Annotated in this window: 12 protein-coding genes and 5 tRNA genes; 1 reads left to right on the forward strand and 16 read right to left on the reverse strand. The window is 53.4% G+C overall.

Annotated elements, in window-relative coordinates; genetic code table 11:
• Position 1: 1 nt before the first annotated feature.
• The 7 genes from ACFL9S_RS01745 to miaB all read right to left on the reverse strand — a co-directional run bounded on the left by ACFL9S_RS01745 (position 2) and on the right by miaB (position 8,138).
• Positions 2-733 (reverse strand): amino acid ABC transporter permease, encoded by a 732-nt coding sequence (locus tag ACFL9S_RS01745; protein ID WP_405259995.1) that lies wholly within the window; start codon positions 731-733, stop codon positions 2-4.
• A 381-nt stretch (positions 734-1,114) separates the two neighbouring features.
• Complete coding sequence (locus tag ACFL9S_RS01750) at positions 1,115-2,041, reverse strand: amino acid ABC transporter substrate-binding protein (protein WP_405259996.1); 927 nt, start codon at positions 2,039-2,041, stop codon at positions 1,115-1,117.
• 400 nt (positions 2,042-2,441) lie between these two features.
• A complete protein-coding gene (gene lnt, locus ACFL9S_RS01755) occupies positions 2,442-3,977 on the reverse strand; it encodes an apolipoprotein N-acyltransferase (protein ID WP_405259997.1) in 1,536 nt (511 codons plus the stop codon).
• Positions 3,978-3,984: 7 nt separating this feature from the next.
• On the reverse strand, positions 3,985-4,863 hold the full coding sequence (corC, locus tag ACFL9S_RS01760; RefSeq protein ID WP_405259998.1) for a CNNM family magnesium/cobalt transport protein CorC: 879 nt from the start codon (positions 4,861-4,863) through the stop codon (positions 3,985-3,987).
• Positions 4,864-4,991: 128 nt separating this feature from the next.
• Entirely contained in the window at positions 4,992-5,459 is a 468-nt protein-coding gene (gene ybeY, locus ACFL9S_RS01765; protein WP_405259999.1) for an rRNA maturation RNase YbeY, read from the reverse strand.
• The gene (locus ACFL9S_RS01770; RefSeq protein WP_405260000.1) at positions 5,456-6,517 is read right to left on the reverse strand and encodes a PhoH family protein; all 1,062 of its coding nucleotides are present in this window, start codon (positions 6,515-6,517) and stop codon (positions 5,456-5,458) included. The genes ybeY and ACFL9S_RS01770 overlap by 4 nt, the downstream gene beginning before the upstream one ends.
• Before the next feature lie 196 nt (positions 6,518-6,713).
• Positions 6,714-8,138 carry a tRNA (N6-isopentenyl adenosine(37)-C2)-methylthiotransferase MiaB gene (gene miaB / locus ACFL9S_RS01775; RefSeq protein WP_405260001.1) on the reverse strand — a complete coding sequence of 475 codons (1,425 nt, stop codon included), beginning with the start codon at positions 8,136-8,138 and terminating at the stop codon, positions 6,714-6,716.
• Between the two features lie 185 nt (positions 8,139-8,323).
• Here miaB and ubiF point away from each other — a divergent pair, with 185 nt between their 5' ends.
• The gene (ubiF, locus tag ACFL9S_RS01780; protein WP_405260002.1) at positions 8,324-9,502 is read left to right on the forward strand and encodes a 3-demethoxyubiquinol 3-hydroxylase; all 1,179 of its coding nucleotides are present in this window, start codon (positions 8,324-8,326) and stop codon (positions 9,500-9,502) included.
• A gap of 102 nt (positions 9,503-9,604) precedes the next feature.
• Here the strand turns inward: ubiF and ACFL9S_RS01785 are convergent.
• The 9 genes from ACFL9S_RS01785 to nagA form a co-directional block, all read right to left on the reverse strand.
• Positions 9,605-9,679: transfer RNA gene (locus tag ACFL9S_RS01785), tRNA-Gln, on the reverse strand.
• Positions 9,680-9,745: 66 nt separating this feature from the next.
• A tRNA-Gln gene (locus ACFL9S_RS01790) sits at positions 9,746-9,820 on the reverse strand.
• Between the two features lie 7 nt (positions 9,821-9,827).
• Positions 9,828-9,904, reverse strand: a tRNA-Met gene (locus tag ACFL9S_RS01795).
• 41 nt (positions 9,905-9,945) lie between these two features.
• Positions 9,946-10,020, reverse strand: a tRNA-Gln gene (locus ACFL9S_RS01800).
• Positions 10,021-10,043: 23 nt separating this feature from the next.
• A tRNA-Leu gene (locus ACFL9S_RS01805) sits at positions 10,044-10,128 on the reverse strand.
• A 278-nt stretch (positions 10,129-10,406) separates the two neighbouring features.
• Positions 10,407-12,071 (reverse strand): asparagine synthase B, encoded by a 1,665-nt coding sequence (gene asnB, locus ACFL9S_RS01810; RefSeq protein ID WP_405260003.1) that lies wholly within the window; start codon positions 12,069-12,071, stop codon positions 10,407-10,409.
• A 263-nt stretch (positions 12,072-12,334) separates the two neighbouring features.
• Positions 12,335-13,087 carry an HAD-IIA family hydrolase gene (locus tag ACFL9S_RS01815; RefSeq protein ID WP_405260359.1) on the reverse strand — a complete coding sequence of 251 codons (753 nt, stop codon included), beginning with the start codon at positions 13,085-13,087 and terminating at the stop codon, positions 12,335-12,337.
• Between the two features lie 22 nt (positions 13,088-13,109).
• The gene (locus ACFL9S_RS01820) at positions 13,110-14,330 is read right to left on the reverse strand and encodes an N-acetylglucosamine repressor (protein WP_405260004.1); all 1,221 of its coding nucleotides are present in this window, start codon (positions 14,328-14,330) and stop codon (positions 13,110-13,112) included.
• Positions 14,331-14,337: 7 nt separating this feature from the next.
• Positions 14,338-15,486: an N-acetylglucosamine-6-phosphate deacetylase gene (gene nagA, locus ACFL9S_RS01825; protein ID WP_405260005.1), complete on the reverse strand. Its 1,149-nt coding sequence runs from the start codon at positions 15,484-15,486 to the stop codon at positions 14,338-14,340.
• Positions 15,487-15,518: the final 32 nt, after the last annotated feature.

A 15,518-nucleotide genomic window follows, 5' to 3' on the forward strand; every position in this document is an offset into this window, starting at 1 on the left:
TTTATTTGCCCCCCGGTAAGCGGACTTTTCGTTCAACCAGTCCCATCAGCAGCATAATGACCGCATTGATAGCGATGTAGGCGAGGGTAATGGCGGTGAAAGATTCATAGGCGTGTGCAGAGTAGTCCAGCAGCTTGCCTGCCTGAGCCGCCATATCGACCAGCCCGATGGTGGAGGCGATGGCTGAGTTTTTGACCAGATTAAGCATCTCTGAGGTCATCGGCGGTACAATCACGCGGTAGGCGTTAGGCAGCAATACATAACGATAGGTTTGTGGCAGCGTCAGTCCCATGGCCAGGCCGGCATTTTTTTGGCCGCTGGGCAGTGACTGAATGGCGGCACGAACCTGTTCGCAGACGCGGGCTGCGGTGAACAGACCCAGGCATAGCACCGAGCAGGTGAAGAACTGGATGTTCGGATCGATTTCCGATTTAAACCACATGCCGATACCTTCCGGCAGCAGTTCCGGCACCACCAGATACCAGATAAAGAATTGCACGATCAACGGCACGTTACGGAATAACTCAACGTAGCAGGTGCCGAGACCTGAAAGCAGGCGGTTAGGAACGGTTCGCAAAATACCGAACAGGGAACCGACTAACAGGGCGATAATCCAGGCACAAACGGAGACGGCGATGGTGACCTGAAAACCGGACCACAGCCAACCAAGATAGGTTGTATTACCGAATGGGGCCTCTTGCAGGAATATTCCCCAGTTCCAATCAATTGACATAAAATACTCCGGAAAAAAAGGGTAGCGATCGCTACCCTGAAGATTGATGAGAGGCTCAAATACTCTCCTGGTTCGGGAAAGTATTTTGATATGCGCACCGGGGAACGACCGGTTTGCATCTTCGCCAGGCGCCAGGACTTAAGCCCTGTCCGCCTGACTGTGTCTGTCCGAGCCTGTGTTCAACAATCGTAGGGCAGCGTACCGCCCTGTTGACACGCGAATGAGTGCGTGTTTTTTCTTTATCCCCGTCTTACTTCAAGTTGCCTGGGTGTTGGCTGCGTTCGCTCACCCTGCGGGCCAGCGCAGGCGCTGTTCAAATCGGCCAATGACCGATTAGTCACTCGCTTGCCGCCTACAAGCAACTCGAATTATTTTGGGTATTTAATTTACTGCCTTGTCATTAGGCGCTTTGAACAATGCTTTCATGTCGTCAGACAGGTCAAAGTCCATGGTCATATTTTTTGGTGGAATCGGCTGTTTGAACCATTTGTCGAACCACTTGGTGGCTTCACCCGAGGTCTGCGCCTGGGCTATGGTGTCATCCATCAGCTTTTTGAATTCACCGTCGTCTTTACGCAGCATACAGCCGTAGGCTTCACGGGATTGCGGCGTACCGAGGATCTCCCAGTTAGCCGGTTTTTTCGCCTTAGCACGTTCACCTGCCAGTAAAGCATCATCCATCATAAATGCCACAGCGCGGCCGGTTTCCAGGGTGCGGAAAGAGTCACCGTGATCTTTTGCACTGATGATACGCATGTCCATTTTTTTCTCGTCGTTCAGCTTGTTCAGCAGAATTTCCGAAGTGGTACCTGAAGTCACAACAACACTTTTGCCTTTCAGGTCTGCGAAGTCTTTAATCGCCCCACCTTTTTTCACCAGCAGGCGCGTACCCACGACGAAGATGCTGTCGGAGAAGCTGGCTTGTTTTTGGCGCTCAAGGTTATTGGTGGTTGAACCACATTCAAAATCGTAGGTGCCGTTCTGCAACAGAGGAATACGGTTCTGAGAGGTAATCGGCAGCATTTTCACTTGCAGGTCAGGCTTGTTCAGCTTTTTCTTAATGGCGTCAATAATTGCGTTGGAATAATCCTGAGAGTAACCCACAACTTTTTGCTGGTTGTCGTAGTAGGAGAACGGGACGGAGGATTCACGGTGGCCAACGACGATGACGCCGTTTTTAGCAATCTTTTCCAGGGTGGCTTGCTGTTGTGCATCGGTTGCTGCCTGTGGTTTTGCGTCCTCAGCATGAGCGATACCAGAGGCGAATCCTGCCAGTGCAAGGCAAAGCCCCAGTTTCCGTAATTTCATGTTCCAACTCCTTTGCAGTTGTGGCGCTAAAACCTACGCCGACGTGATGTGATGTGTGTATTTCCTGCTAGTTATCTGTTTTATTCAAAACGAAAACGGTGTCATTTCCCAATAACATAGCTGAATGTTAATAGGTTGATATGGAAAAGTTTCTTTTTTGCGATGCACCCCGCACCAATTAAGTGCGATTTTTTCAGCAATGCTTCGCTCGGGTGCAATAGCTGCGCCATATTGGTGCGCGAACGATTTCGTAGCGACTTGGTATCGTGCTGACACACGTTTCACGGAAATATTTTGCAATCATCGTGCCAATGGCGGTTTTTTAACAGAAATGCAGCATAAGCTGTTGGGAATGGCGGTGTGAAAATGTAGGGGCGAGGCATGCCTCGCCCGGAGGACGTTATGAACGGCGTGAACGCCAGGTGCAGATTACGCCAGCAAGGGCAAACAGCAGTGAGACAGCCCAGATACCCCAGTTGCCGATTCGGGCATAAGGTGTCAGCCCGGTCGTCGGTATGACTTTGGCTTCCAGTACTTCAGCTTTGAACTGCGGAATCATCTGTGCAATCTCACCATCAGCATTGACCACTGCCGTTACACCGTTATTGGTGCTGCGCAGCAGTGGGCGGCCAAGCTCCAGTGCGCGCATGCGCGCCATTTGCAGATGCTGCCACGGACCAATGGAGTGACCGAACCAGGCATCGTTCGAGATCGTCAGCAGGAAGTGGGTATCCGGCCTGAAGTTATCACGAACCTGCTGGCCCAGGACGATTTCGTAGCAGATGGCTGCCGTCAGGTTATAACCAGCAACCTGAAGCTGCGGTTGTACGTAGTCCCCACGGCTGAAGGACGACATCGGCAGGTCGAAGAACGGAGCCAGTGGACGCAGCAGGGCTTCCAGTGGGACGAACTCGCCAAAAGGCACCAGATGGTTCTTCTGATAGCGGTTCTTGCTGAAATAGTTGTACGGCTGCGGCCCTCCCAACACGATGATGGAGTTGTAATCGTGGTAGCGATTGCTTTCGAGACGTGAATCAACAATGCCGGTCACCAGACTGCTGCCCCCCGCACGCAGTTGTTCATCAACGGCTTTCAGGAATGGCTGCTGGCGTGTTTCCAGATCGGGAATAGCCGATTCCGGCCAGATAATGATCGGCGCTTTTCCGACAAACGGGCGACTGAGTGCGGTATAGGTTTTCAGCGTATTCACCAACTGATCCGGATCCCACTTCATCGATTGTTCAATATTGCCCTGCACAAGCGCCACATCCACGGCCTTCTCTGGCAAGGGCTGGTACCAGCTGATCTGACGCAATGGCCAGGGCAGCAGCAGTAACGCCAGGGCGGTGACGCCAGCAGCCAGGCGGCGTTTCAGTAAAGCGTACACAGCAATGCCGGCGATAATCATCAACAGGAAGGTGATGCCTTCCACGCCCAGTAAGGGTGCCAGGCCTTTCAGCGGACCATTAATCTGGCTGTAGCCAAACTGCAACCACGGGAAACCGGTCAGTACCCAGCCACGCAGGAACTCCGTAATTTGCCACAGCACCGGAGCCACCAGCGTCAGGCGCAGCAGCGTGGTTTTCGGGCTCAGGCGGTTGAGCAGGGTGGCAAACAACATGGTGTAGAGCGACAACCAGGCAGCCAGCAGGATCACAAGGAACACATTGACCGGGCCAGGCATGCCGCCGAAGGTGGCAATGCTGACATAAACCCAGTTAATGCCGCTGCCGAACAGGCCCATGCCCCAGACAAAACCGATGGCGCTGGCCTGACGCGTGGTGCGGTCTAACGTCAGGGCCTGTAAGCCAATCAGTGAAACCAGTGCAGCAGGCCAGAAATCATAGGGGGAGAAAGAAAGGGTGCCAATGGCACCCGTTATAAGCGCTAAAAGCAGGCGAACCCGCTGGCGCTGGCAGAATGAAGCAATTGCCATAAGTCGGTTACTCTTCCAGAGTCGGTTGCGGCGAATTTTCCGGGATTTTGACATGGACCTGAATAATACGGCGGCTGTCTGCCATCGCGACTTTAAACTGGTAGCCATCGATCTCAATGCTTTCACCGCGTGCTGGCAGGTGGCCAAAGCCCTGCATCACCAGGCCGCCGATGGTATCTACCTCTTCATCGCTGAAGTGGGTGTTAAAGACTTCGTTGAAATCTTCGATCGGCGTCAGGGCGCGAATGGTGTAAGTGTGGCGACTGAGCTGACGAATATCGCGATCTTCTTCATCGTCATACTCATCTTCAATTTCACCGACGATCAGCTCAAGGATGTCCTCGATAGTCACCAGGCCGGAGACGCCACCAAATTCGTCAATCACGATAGCCATATGATAACGCTGTGAACGGAACTCTTTTAGCATCCGGTCGACGCGCTTACTTTCCGGTACCACTACCGCTGTGCGCAGTACCTTTTCCATACTGAACGGCTCAGACTCACTGCTCATAAATGGCAGCAGGTCTTTGGCCATCAGGATGCCTTCAACATGGTCCTTGTCTTCGCTGATCACCGGGAAGCGCGAGTGGGCGGATTCAATAATCACCGCCAGGCACTCTTCCAGCGTCTGATTACGCTTGAGTGTGACCATCTGAGAGCGGGGGATCATGATGTCGCGTACACGCTGTTCGGCGATATCCATCACACCTTCCAGCATGTCCCTGGTATCCGGGTCGATCAGGTCATTCTGTTCAGAATCACGGATCAACTCCAGCAGGTCATCGCGGTTTTTCGGCTCACCGTGGAACAATTGGTTGAGAATCAGCGTAAAAAATCCCTTTTTGGTACTGGGACTGTCATTGTTTTGTGAATGGTCATCGCTCATGGCGTTTTTGAGTTTGTCTCTCTATCAATAAAATCGGCTGCCCCAGGTGGGGCAGGCGTGATGGCCTGTACAAGTCTTTCATCGGAAGCCGCAGTGGCCTTCGTTTTCAGGCTATACAAGCCAGGTACTTATTCTTTCTCCGAAATGTACGGATCGGGATAGCCAAGAGCAAGCATTATCTCGGTCTCCAGCGATTCCATCTCTTCGGCTTCGTCATCTTCGATGTGATCATAACCCAACAGATGCAGGCTACCGTGGATCACCATGTGCGCCCAGTGGGCCGCAAGCGTTTTTTCCTGCTCGGCGGCTTCCTGTTCCACCACCTGGCGACAGATAATCAAATCACCCAGTAGCGGCAGCTCAATGCCCGGAGGGGCTTCAAACGGGAACGACAGCACGTTGGTCGGTTTGTCTTTGGCGCGATAGGTGTGGTTTAACTCACGGCTTTCCGCTTCATCAACCACTCGGATAGTGACTTCGCTCTCTGGCTGGAACTGCGGCAGTACCGCCTCCAGCCAGCGTTGAAAATCGGCTTCAGCCGGCAGTCCCTGCTCGCTTTCACAAGCGAGTTGCAGGTCCAGAATAACATTACTCATTTGTTCTCCTGTGAAGCCTGCTGGGCAGCCAGAGCTTCACGTTTACGTTCTTCTGCCTGGGCATCGCGTCGTTTTTGATCGGCAGCTTCCCAGGCTTCATAGGCAACGACAATGCGCGCAACAACAGGATGGCGCACCACGTCTTCACTGTGGAAGAAGTTAAAACTCAGTTCATCCACATCGGACAGCACCTCGATGGCATGGCGCAGGCCGGATTTCAGGTTACGTGGCAGGTCAATCTGCGTCACATCACCGGTGATCACCGCTTTCGAGTTAAATCCAATACGCGTCAGGAACATCTTCATCTGTTCGATGGTGGTGTTCTGGCTTTCATCCAGAATGATGAACGCATCGTTCAGGGTACGGCCGCGCATATAGGCCAGTGGCGCCACTTCAATCACGTTACGCTCGATCAGCTTCTCAACGCGTTCAAAGCCCAGCATCTCGAACAGGGCGTCGTACAGTGGACGCAGATACGGGTCCACCTTCTGGCTGAGGTCCCCCGGCAGGAAGCCAAGCTTTTCACCGGCCTCAACCGCAGGGCGGGTCAGCATAATACGACGGATCTCCTGACGCTCCAGGGCATCAACGGCGGCCGCGACCGCCAGATACGTCTTACCGGTTCCCGCAGGGCCAATGCCAAACGTCACATCATGGTCGAGAATGTTGGCGACATACTGCGCCTGGTTTGGTGTACGCGGTTTTATCACGCCGCGTTTGGTTTTAATATGAATCGCTTTGCCGAAATCGGGCACGCTGTCGGCGGTCTGTTCAAGCACGCCGCTCTCTTTAATCGCCAGGTGAATCTGTTCCGGGTCGATATCCGGGATATGGCCACGCACAGGGGCGGTATCCACATAAAGATGACGCAGAATATCTACGCCGGCATGAACGCTCAGCGCGCGTCCCACCAGCTTAAAGGCGTTTTCACGGCGGTTGATCTCAATACCCAGTCGGCGTTCCAGCTGTTTGATATTGTCATCAAACGGGCCGCACAGGCTCAGTAGACGTGCGTTATCAATGGGTTCCAGCGTTACTTCACGTGTTTCAATATTCAAACTAATCCTTTGGGTCACACAGGGCCAGGTTGAGAAATGGATGACTGTCCGGCTTCAGCGCCATAAACGAAGTATTTATGGCAGCATGCAAAGCTGCAAGTGTCCGGTTGGATATTTGGGCGCGTCTTTCAGAAAGCAAGTGTAACGCAATGAAATCATACGGCGAACCCGGAAGGCTCGCCGTATGATTGAGGCATCAAGGTTGGAAGGTGCTGACGCCCAGCTCGTTCTCTTTGCGCGTGCGTGCAATGACGGAGGCGGGGGTTTCGATGCTGCGCAGGTCCATTTGATCTTCACCACGGACAAAAATGCCGCGCAGTGAGTTGGCATAGACATCGACGATGTCTACATCAACGAATTTGCCAATGTGCTCGGGTGTGCCTTCGAAATTCACCACGCGATTGCAGGCCGTTCGGCCGGACAGTTCCATCACATTTTTACGCGAGGTACCTTCAACGAGAATGCGCTGCACCGTGCCAAGCATACGGCGGCTCCAGGCCATCACCTGCTGGTTAAGGCGATCTTGCAAAATATAGAGGCGCTGTTTTTTCTCATCGTCGGAGACATCATCCGGCAGGTCGGCAGCCGGTGTTCCCGGACGGGCTGAGTAGATAAAGCTGTAGCTGGTATCGAAGTTGATTTCACCCACCAGCTTCATGGTCTGCTCGAAGTCGGCCTGCGTTTCGCCAGGAAAACCGATGATAAAGTCAGAACTGATTTGGATATCCGGGCGGGCAGCAACCAGCTTGCGGATGATCGCCTTGTATTCCAGCGCCGTATGCGCACGTTTCATCAGCGTCAGGATGCGGTCTGCCCCGCTTTGTACCGGCAGATGCAGGAAGCTCACCAGCTCTGGCGTGTCGCGGTAAACATCAATGATATCGTCGGTAAATTCGATGGGGTGGCTGGTGGTGAAGCGGATGCGGTCAATACCATCAATGGCGGCCACCAGACGCAGCAGCTCGGCGAATGAGCAGATGCCGCCGTCGAAGGTCTCACCGCGATATGCATTGACGTTCTGACCCAGCAGGTTCACTTCACGCACGCCCTGTGCGGCCAGTTGGGCGATCTCGAACAAGATATCATCCGAAGGGCGGCTGACTTCCTCACCGCGCGTATAAGGCACCACACAGAAGGTGCAGTATTTGTTGCAGCCTTCCATGATCGAGACAAACGCGGTTGGACCATCAGCACGCGGCTCGGGCATGCGGTCAAATTTTTCGATTTCCGGGAAGCTGACATCCACGACCGGGCTTTTCGTGCCACGCACCGTGTTAATCATCTCCGGCAAACGATGCAGAGTCTGTGGGCCAAAAACAATATCCACGCAGCTGGCACGCTGGCGCAGTTGATCGCCTTCCTGTGATGCCACACAGCCGCCAACGCCGATAATGACATCGGGATTTGACTCCTTCAGTTTTCTCCATCGGCCAAGCAAAGCGAAAACTTTTTCCTGGGCCTTTTCACGAATCGAACAGGTGTTGAGCAGCAAGACATCGGCATCTTCTGCCGCATCGGTCAGGGTATAACCGTGAGTGCTGTTTAACAGGTCTGCCATTTTGGATGAGTCATACTCATTCATCTGACAGCCCCAGGTTTTGATATGCAGTTTTTTTGTCATCGACTTGCCATTTGTCATGCAGAAAGGAGTGCGGGGCGCGTATTGTAGTGCTTCGCTGCCAGTGAGGCCGGTGTTCTGAATGTCACAGAAAAATCCGGTACACTTACGAACGATCAGGATAACAGAATTCTGCCGGTGAGGTGTAGTTGCACAGCACGCGTGATACGGCCGGAGAAGGAAAAAAAATGACGGAAAAAAAGCATAAAGTGGATGTGGCCATCGTCGGTGGCGGCATGGTGGGGGCCGCGCTGGCAAGTGGGCTGGCGCAGCAGGGTTTTCAGGTGGCGGTGCTGGAACAGGCTCCCCCGGCAGCGTTTGATGCAGCCAGCCACCCTGACGTGCGGATCTCGGCCATTGGTGTGGCCTCTGTCGCGTTACTGAAGCAATTGAGCGTCTGGCCTGCGGTGCTCGGTATGCGCTGCGTACCTTATCGTAAGCTGGAGACCTGGGAGTGGCAGACCGCGCATGTCGGGTTCGATGCAGAGTCACTCGGCTTACCTGAGCTTGGCTACATGGTTGAAAACAGCGTATTGCAACGTGCGCTGTGGCAGCGTTTGCAACAACAGGATGTAGCGCTGTTATGCCCGGCCCGCCTGCGCGATTTACAGCAGGTTAACGGTGGCTGGCAATTGGCGCTGGAAAGCGGTGAAACAATAACGGCCAGGCTGGTGGTCGGGGCCGACGGTGCCAATTCGCAGGTGCGCCAGTTAGCGGGAATTGGCATTCACGGCTGGAACTATGCTCAGTCCTGCATGCTAATCAGCGTGCGCTGCGAGCAGGATGCCGGGGATACCACCTGGCAGCAGTTTACCCCAGAAGGACCGCGTGCCTTCCTGCCGCTGTTTGATCGCTGGGCTTCACTGGTGTGGTACGACAGCCCGGCCCGCATTCGCCAGCTTCAGGCGATGACGATGCCGCAGCTACAAAAAGAGATTCAGGCGCACTTCCCGGCACGTCTTGGCCAGGTTACGCCGTTTGCGGCCGGGTCATTCCCGTTGGTCCGTCGCCATGCCACGCGCTATGTACTCCCCGGCCTGGCGCTGGTGGGCGATGCTGCGCACACCATCAATCCGCTGGCCGGGCAGGGGGTAAACCTCGGTTATCGTGATGTGGATGCATTAATCACTGTCTTGAGTGAGTCGCGTCAGCGGGCAGAGGATTGGGCATCGACGGCGGTGTTACAGCGCTACCAGCGTAAACGCCAGAAAGATAACCTGCTGATGCAAAGTGGCATGGACCTGTTCTATTTCGCCTTCAGTAATCAGTCTGCGCCGCTTAAAGTGGTGCGCAATCTTGGGCTGATAGTGGCACAGCATTCTGGCGTGTTAAAACGGCAGGCGCTGAAATACGCATTGGGATTGTAGGATTGCGGGTTGACCGAAACTGAAGGTCAACCCCTACGCGATCGCAGGTCTGGATTTTCTACAGACGTAAAAAAGCCCGCTTTCGCAGGCTTTTTTACTTTATGGCTGGGGTGCAGGGATTCGAACCCCGGAATGCTGGTATCAGAAACCAGTGCCTTACCGCTTGGCGACACCCCAATTTTTTATGCGACTGGCAAGCCATGCGTCTTTTTTTTGCGACTCGTACTACCAGCCGTCTTTGTATGGCTGGGGTGCAGGGATTCGAACCCCGGAATGCTGGTATCAGAAACCAGTGCCTTACCGCTTGGCGACACCCCAATAAAATTGGTGGCTACTACGGGAATCGAACCTGTGACCCCAGCATTATGAGTGCTGTGCTCTAACCAGCTGAGCTAAGTAGCCTAATTTTACTGCGTTACTACACTAACATACTTCTAAGAAAATGGCTGGGGTACCTGGATTCGAACCAGGGAATGCCGGTATCAAAAACCGGTGCCTTACCGCTTGGCGATACCCCATCCGTGCAAACCGCTTAGGGAAATGGTGCGGGAGGCGAGACTTGAACTCGCACACCTTGCGGCGCCAGAACCTAAATCTGGTGCGTCTACCAATTTCGCCACTCCCGCGCAAAAAAAAAGATGGTGGCTACTACGGGAATCGAATAACCAGCTGAGCTAAGTAGCCTTCTTTTTTCGCGTAACCTTCTGCGGCGTTGCGGGGCGCATTATGCGGAGTTGGCCTAAAAGCGTCAACAAGTTTTTTCCCGTTTTTTGTCACAATCGTGTTGTTTGACTGCCTTGTGAGCAGGGTGACGATAAAATCAACGAATTCTGATGCTAACAGACGCAACGGCTAAATAAAAACGGGCCACAAGGGCCCGTTAGAGATGAGTAACCAGAGCGTATTAGTAAGCGGACTGGTGCACACCTACGGCGCGACCTGACGGATCGTCCATGTTTTTGAACGCTTCATCCCATTCTATTGCCTTAGCGGACGAACAGGCCACTGACGGGCCGCCAGGGACGCATTCTGCCGCACTTGGCAGAGGGAACAGCTCTTCAAAGATTTCACGGTACAGATACGCTTCTTTAGAGGTCGGCGTGTTGTATGCGAAACGGAAGTGGGCGGTTTGCAACTGCTGATCGCTGATCTGCTCTGCAGCCACTTCTTTCAGGGTATCAATCCAGCTATAGCCGACACCATCAGAGAACTGCTCTTTCTGACGCCATGCGACGCTAGCTGGCAGGTAAGATTCAAAGCACTCACGCAGGATGTGTTTTTCCATTTTACCGTTGCTGCCACACATTTTGTCCTGTGGGTTGATGCGCATTGCTACATCCAGGAATTTTTTATCCAGGAACGGGACACGCGCTTCCACGCCCCAGGCTGACATCGCCTTGTTAGCGCGAGCACAGTCAAACATATGCAGTGCATGCAGTTTACGCACGTTCTCTTCGTGGAATTCACGGGCATTTGGCGCTTTATGGAAGTACAGGTAGCCGCCGAACACTTCGTCAGCGCCTTCACCGGACAGCACCATCTTAATACCCATTGCCTTGATTTTGCGTGACATCAGGTACATCGGCGTAGACGCGCGGATGGTGGTCACATCATAGGTTTCAATGTGGTAAATCACATCGCGAATTGCATCCAGACCTTCCTGCACGGTGAAATGAATTTCGTGGTGCACGGTGCCCAGATGTTCTGCCACGGCTTTAGCCGCAGTCAGGTCCGGCGATCCTTCCAGGCCAACGGCAAAGGAGTGCAGCTGTGGCCACCAGGCTTCGCTCTTATCCTGATCTTCTACGCGCTTCGCTGCAAAACGTTTGGTTACGGCAGAGATAATAGAAGAATCCAGACCACCGGACAGCAGCACGCCATAAGGCACATCTGACATCAGGTGGCTTTTCACTGACTCTTCCAGTGCATTTTTCAACGCTGCGGCATCAGTGACGTTTTCTTCTACTGCGGCATAGTCAAACCAGTCACGCTGCCAGTAGCGGCGGATCTCACCATCGGTGCTGGACAGATAGCTTCCCGGCGGGAATTCTTTAATGCTGCGGCACACCGGCACCAGTGCTTTCATTTCAGAAGCTACATACAGGTTACCGTGCTCGTCGTTGCCCATATACAGCGGGATAATCCCGATATGGTCGCGGCCGATCAGATAGGTGTTTTTCACGCTGTCATACAGGATGAAAGCGAACATGCCTTGCAGGTCGTCAAGGAAATCGATGCCTTTTTCCTGATACAGCGCGAGGATCACTTCACAGTCGGACTCGGTCTGGAACTCATAGCGATCGCTCAGTTCAGCACGCAGCGCCTGATGGTTGTAGATTTCACCATTCACCGCAAGTACATGGGTATGAGCTGCGTTGTACAGCGGCTGTGCGCCGTTGTTAACGTCAACAATCGACAGACGTTCATGAACGAGAATTGCTTTGTCATCGGCATAAACACCAGACCAGTCCGGGCCACGGTGACGCATCAGACGTGAAAGCTCCAGGGCTTTCTTGCGCAGTTCAACTGGATCGCTTTTCAGATCGAGTACACCAAAAATAGAACACATAAACAGCTCCCTAACGACTTACCTTGCGGTGATGATATTGGTTTAAAGCGACTATATCGCATGATGTATAAGAAAATGCGCTAACCAGTGAGGTGATGCAAGTATTTTAGTCATTAGGTGAAAAATAGCCTGTTGACCAGGAGGTATTCTTAGCGGATATGCAATTTAAACGAGGTTTTATTGATGAATCGATAATGAATGACTAAAAGCGAACAAGAAATGCACATAAAGGGAATGAAATGCCCGGCGAACCGGGCAGAGGACTAAATAATGTCGATATCGGCAACGGAAGGGTAGATCCACGTGGGGCGGAACGGCATCGCATCCACGTCACTGAGGGTGGATACCCCCGACAGGACCAGAATGGTTTCCAGCCCGGCCTGGAAGCCAGCAAGAATATCAGTGCGCAGATTATCACCCACGATCACCGTCTCTTCTGAGTGCGCCTGCATTTTGTTCAGTGCAGCACGCATAATCCACGGGCTGGGTTTCCCTACGTAGAAGGGCTGGCGTCCCGAAATTTTTTCGATACCGGCACAGAGCGCACCGCAGGCCGGTGAGAAACCGTGACCATGGCTGTCCGGGTTAGTCGCGATGAATCGTGCGCCATTGGCTACGAAGAAGGCGGCCTTATGCATCATGTCCCAGTTAAACGAACGGGTTTCTCCGACGATCACGAAGTCAGGATTGATATCGGTAATCGTAAATCCAGCTTTATACAGCTCATGGATTAGTGCGCCTTCTCCGACTACATACGCTTTCTTCCCTTCCTGACGTTTGAGAAAGTCGGCGGTGGCCATTGCCGAGGTATAAAACACGCTGTCCGGCAGTTCAATGCCAGCAGAGGCAAAACGATTCGACAGGTCCATCGCGGTTTGGGAAGGGTAGTTTGTTAACACCACCAGCGGCATATTATTGCCCACGATGCGCTGTAAAAACTCACGCGCACCGGGGACGGCGGTGTTGTCGTGCATCAGCACGCCGTCGATATCACAGATTACGTTCTTTATCGTCATGCGATCAGAGTCCATCATTCAATTAACCTTCCAGCAGGCGCTGAAGCAGAATTCCGTTGAGCATGGCGCGTTTTACCAGAGCAAAAGCGCCAATCGCCGATCGGTGGTCGATCTCCGAGCGTACAACGGGCAGATTTTTACGGAAGGCTTTTAGTGCCTGAGTATTAATGCAGCCTTCAATTGCCGGAAGCAGCACTTTATCTGCTTCGGTAATTTCACCTGCAATGACGATTTTTTGTGGATTGAACAGATTGATGGCGATGGCGACCGCTTTTCCGAGGTGGCGGCCAACATGTTCGATCACTTCCGTTGCCAGCGCATCCCCCCGATTAGCGGCACGGCAGATAAGTTGAATCTGACAATCATCAAGGGTAAGGCTGCTTGGATATCCCTGCGTGAGCAGATGGCGCACGCGATGCTCAATGGCGCTGTTGGCGGCGATGGTTTCAAGGCAGCCAAAGTTGCCGCAGTGGCAACGCTCTCCTAACGGGTCCACCTGGATGTGCCCCAGCTCACCCACGTTGCCGTTGCTGCCGAGGAAAATCTGACCGTTAGCAATAATCCCGGCCCCCGTTCCCCGATGGACACGCACCAAAATGGAGTCCGCGCAGTCGCGTGATGCGCCAAAATAGTGCTCTGCCAGGGCCAGGCTACGGATGTCATGGCCGACAAAGCTGGTGACACTGAACCGTTTTTCCAGGCTGGCAACCAGCGGCCAGTGGCTGACGCTGATGTGAGGCATATAGCGAATAATGCCGTTTTTGGGGTCGACCAGGCCAGGCAGAATAACGGAGATGGCAATCAGCTCGCGCAGTTTGCGCTGATGCAGTTCGCTAAAGCCGGCAATGGCCTTAAATAGCGCATTTTCGAGGGTTTCCTGCGTGCGTTCGGGCAGTGGATAGTGCTCTTCCGCCAGCGATTTTCCACTTAAATCAAACAGGGTGACGGTGGCATCGTTGCGGCCAAGGCGCACGCCAATGGTATTAAATCCGCGGGTTTCCGTAATGATAGAAATCGCCCGGCGGCCCCCAGTGGAGGCCTGCTGGTCAACTTCTTTGATCAGACCACGCTCAATGAGCTGACGCGTGATCTTGGTGACACTGGCGGGAGCGAGCTGACTGTGCTCGGCAATCTGGATTCGTGAGATAGGGCCCTGCTGATCGATGAGCCGGTAAACGGCTGCGCCATTAAGTTGTTTAACAAGATCAACATTTCCAATTTGAGCCTGGCCACCAGTGGTCATTAAATATCTACTCGCTTAAGACCTCGTTACCATTAACGATGGTCCGGGTGATTTTGTAATCGCGGGTGAACACCGTCAGATTGGCCACTTTCCCGGCTTCAATTGACCCTAAATGCGTGTCTACCCCCATTGCGCGGGCCGGATAAAGTGTTGCCATACGCAGCGCCTCGTCAAGGGAGATGCCCACGTGTTCGACGCTGTTTGCTACAGCTTCGATCATAGTTAGCGCAGATCCACTCAGCGTGCCGTTCTCGTCAACACACAGCCCGTTGCGATAGTATATTGTTTTACCAGCAAAAATGAACCGATCAATAGAAGCACCTGCTGGCGCAGTCGCATCGGTAACCAGGATCAGTTTGTCGGCTTTGATTCGTTTAGCATTACGAATGTTAGCGTAATGGACATGTAAACCGTCGGCGATGATACCGCACCAGACATCGGGTGAATCAAACAGCGCACCGATTAATCCAGGCTCGCGGCCGCTGGTGGTCGGCATGGCGTTATATAAATGCGTGGCAAACGAGACTCCTGCATCAATCCCGACCAGCGCTTCGTCGTAAGTGCCGTGGGAATGACCCGCAGAGATGATAATTCCGGCATCACGCAGTTTGCGAATAACCGCAGCGTCCACTCTTTCTGGCGCGAGGGTGATTTTACTGATGACATCGGCGTTGGCACACAGGAAATCGACCAGCGCGGTATCGGGTGCGCGGATGAGATCAGGATTGTGAGTGCCTTTCTTCAGCGGGTTGAGCCAGGGCCCTTCAAGATGCAGGCCCAGCGCCTGGTTGCTGTTCTGCGCCAGCCAGGCACGCATCACTTCCACGGCGCGTTTCATCAGCTCATCGGTGCTGGTGATCAGCGTCGGTAGAAAACTGGTGCAGCCTGACTTCTCATTGGCTTTCTGCATGATTTGCAGGGTTTCTACGCTGATCGCTGAAATATCATCGTTAAACTGCACGCCACCGCAGCCATTCAGCTGCAGATCAATAAAGCCAGGGGCAATAATCGCACCGCCGACCTGACGAGTTTCAATGCCTGCGGGCAGATCCTCCAGCGGGCAGATACGTTCGATCAGGCCATTGGCAATCACTACCGCATGCTGATCGAGGATTTTATGGCCTGTATAGATGCGGCCCTGGGTTAACGCGTACATAGTTGTTCTCCTGACTTTCCTGATATTTCTTT

Source organism: Erwinia sp. AnSW2-5, from assembly GCF_045107195.1.
GTDB lineage: Bacteria > Pseudomonadota > Gammaproteobacteria > Enterobacterales > Enterobacteriaceae > Erwinia.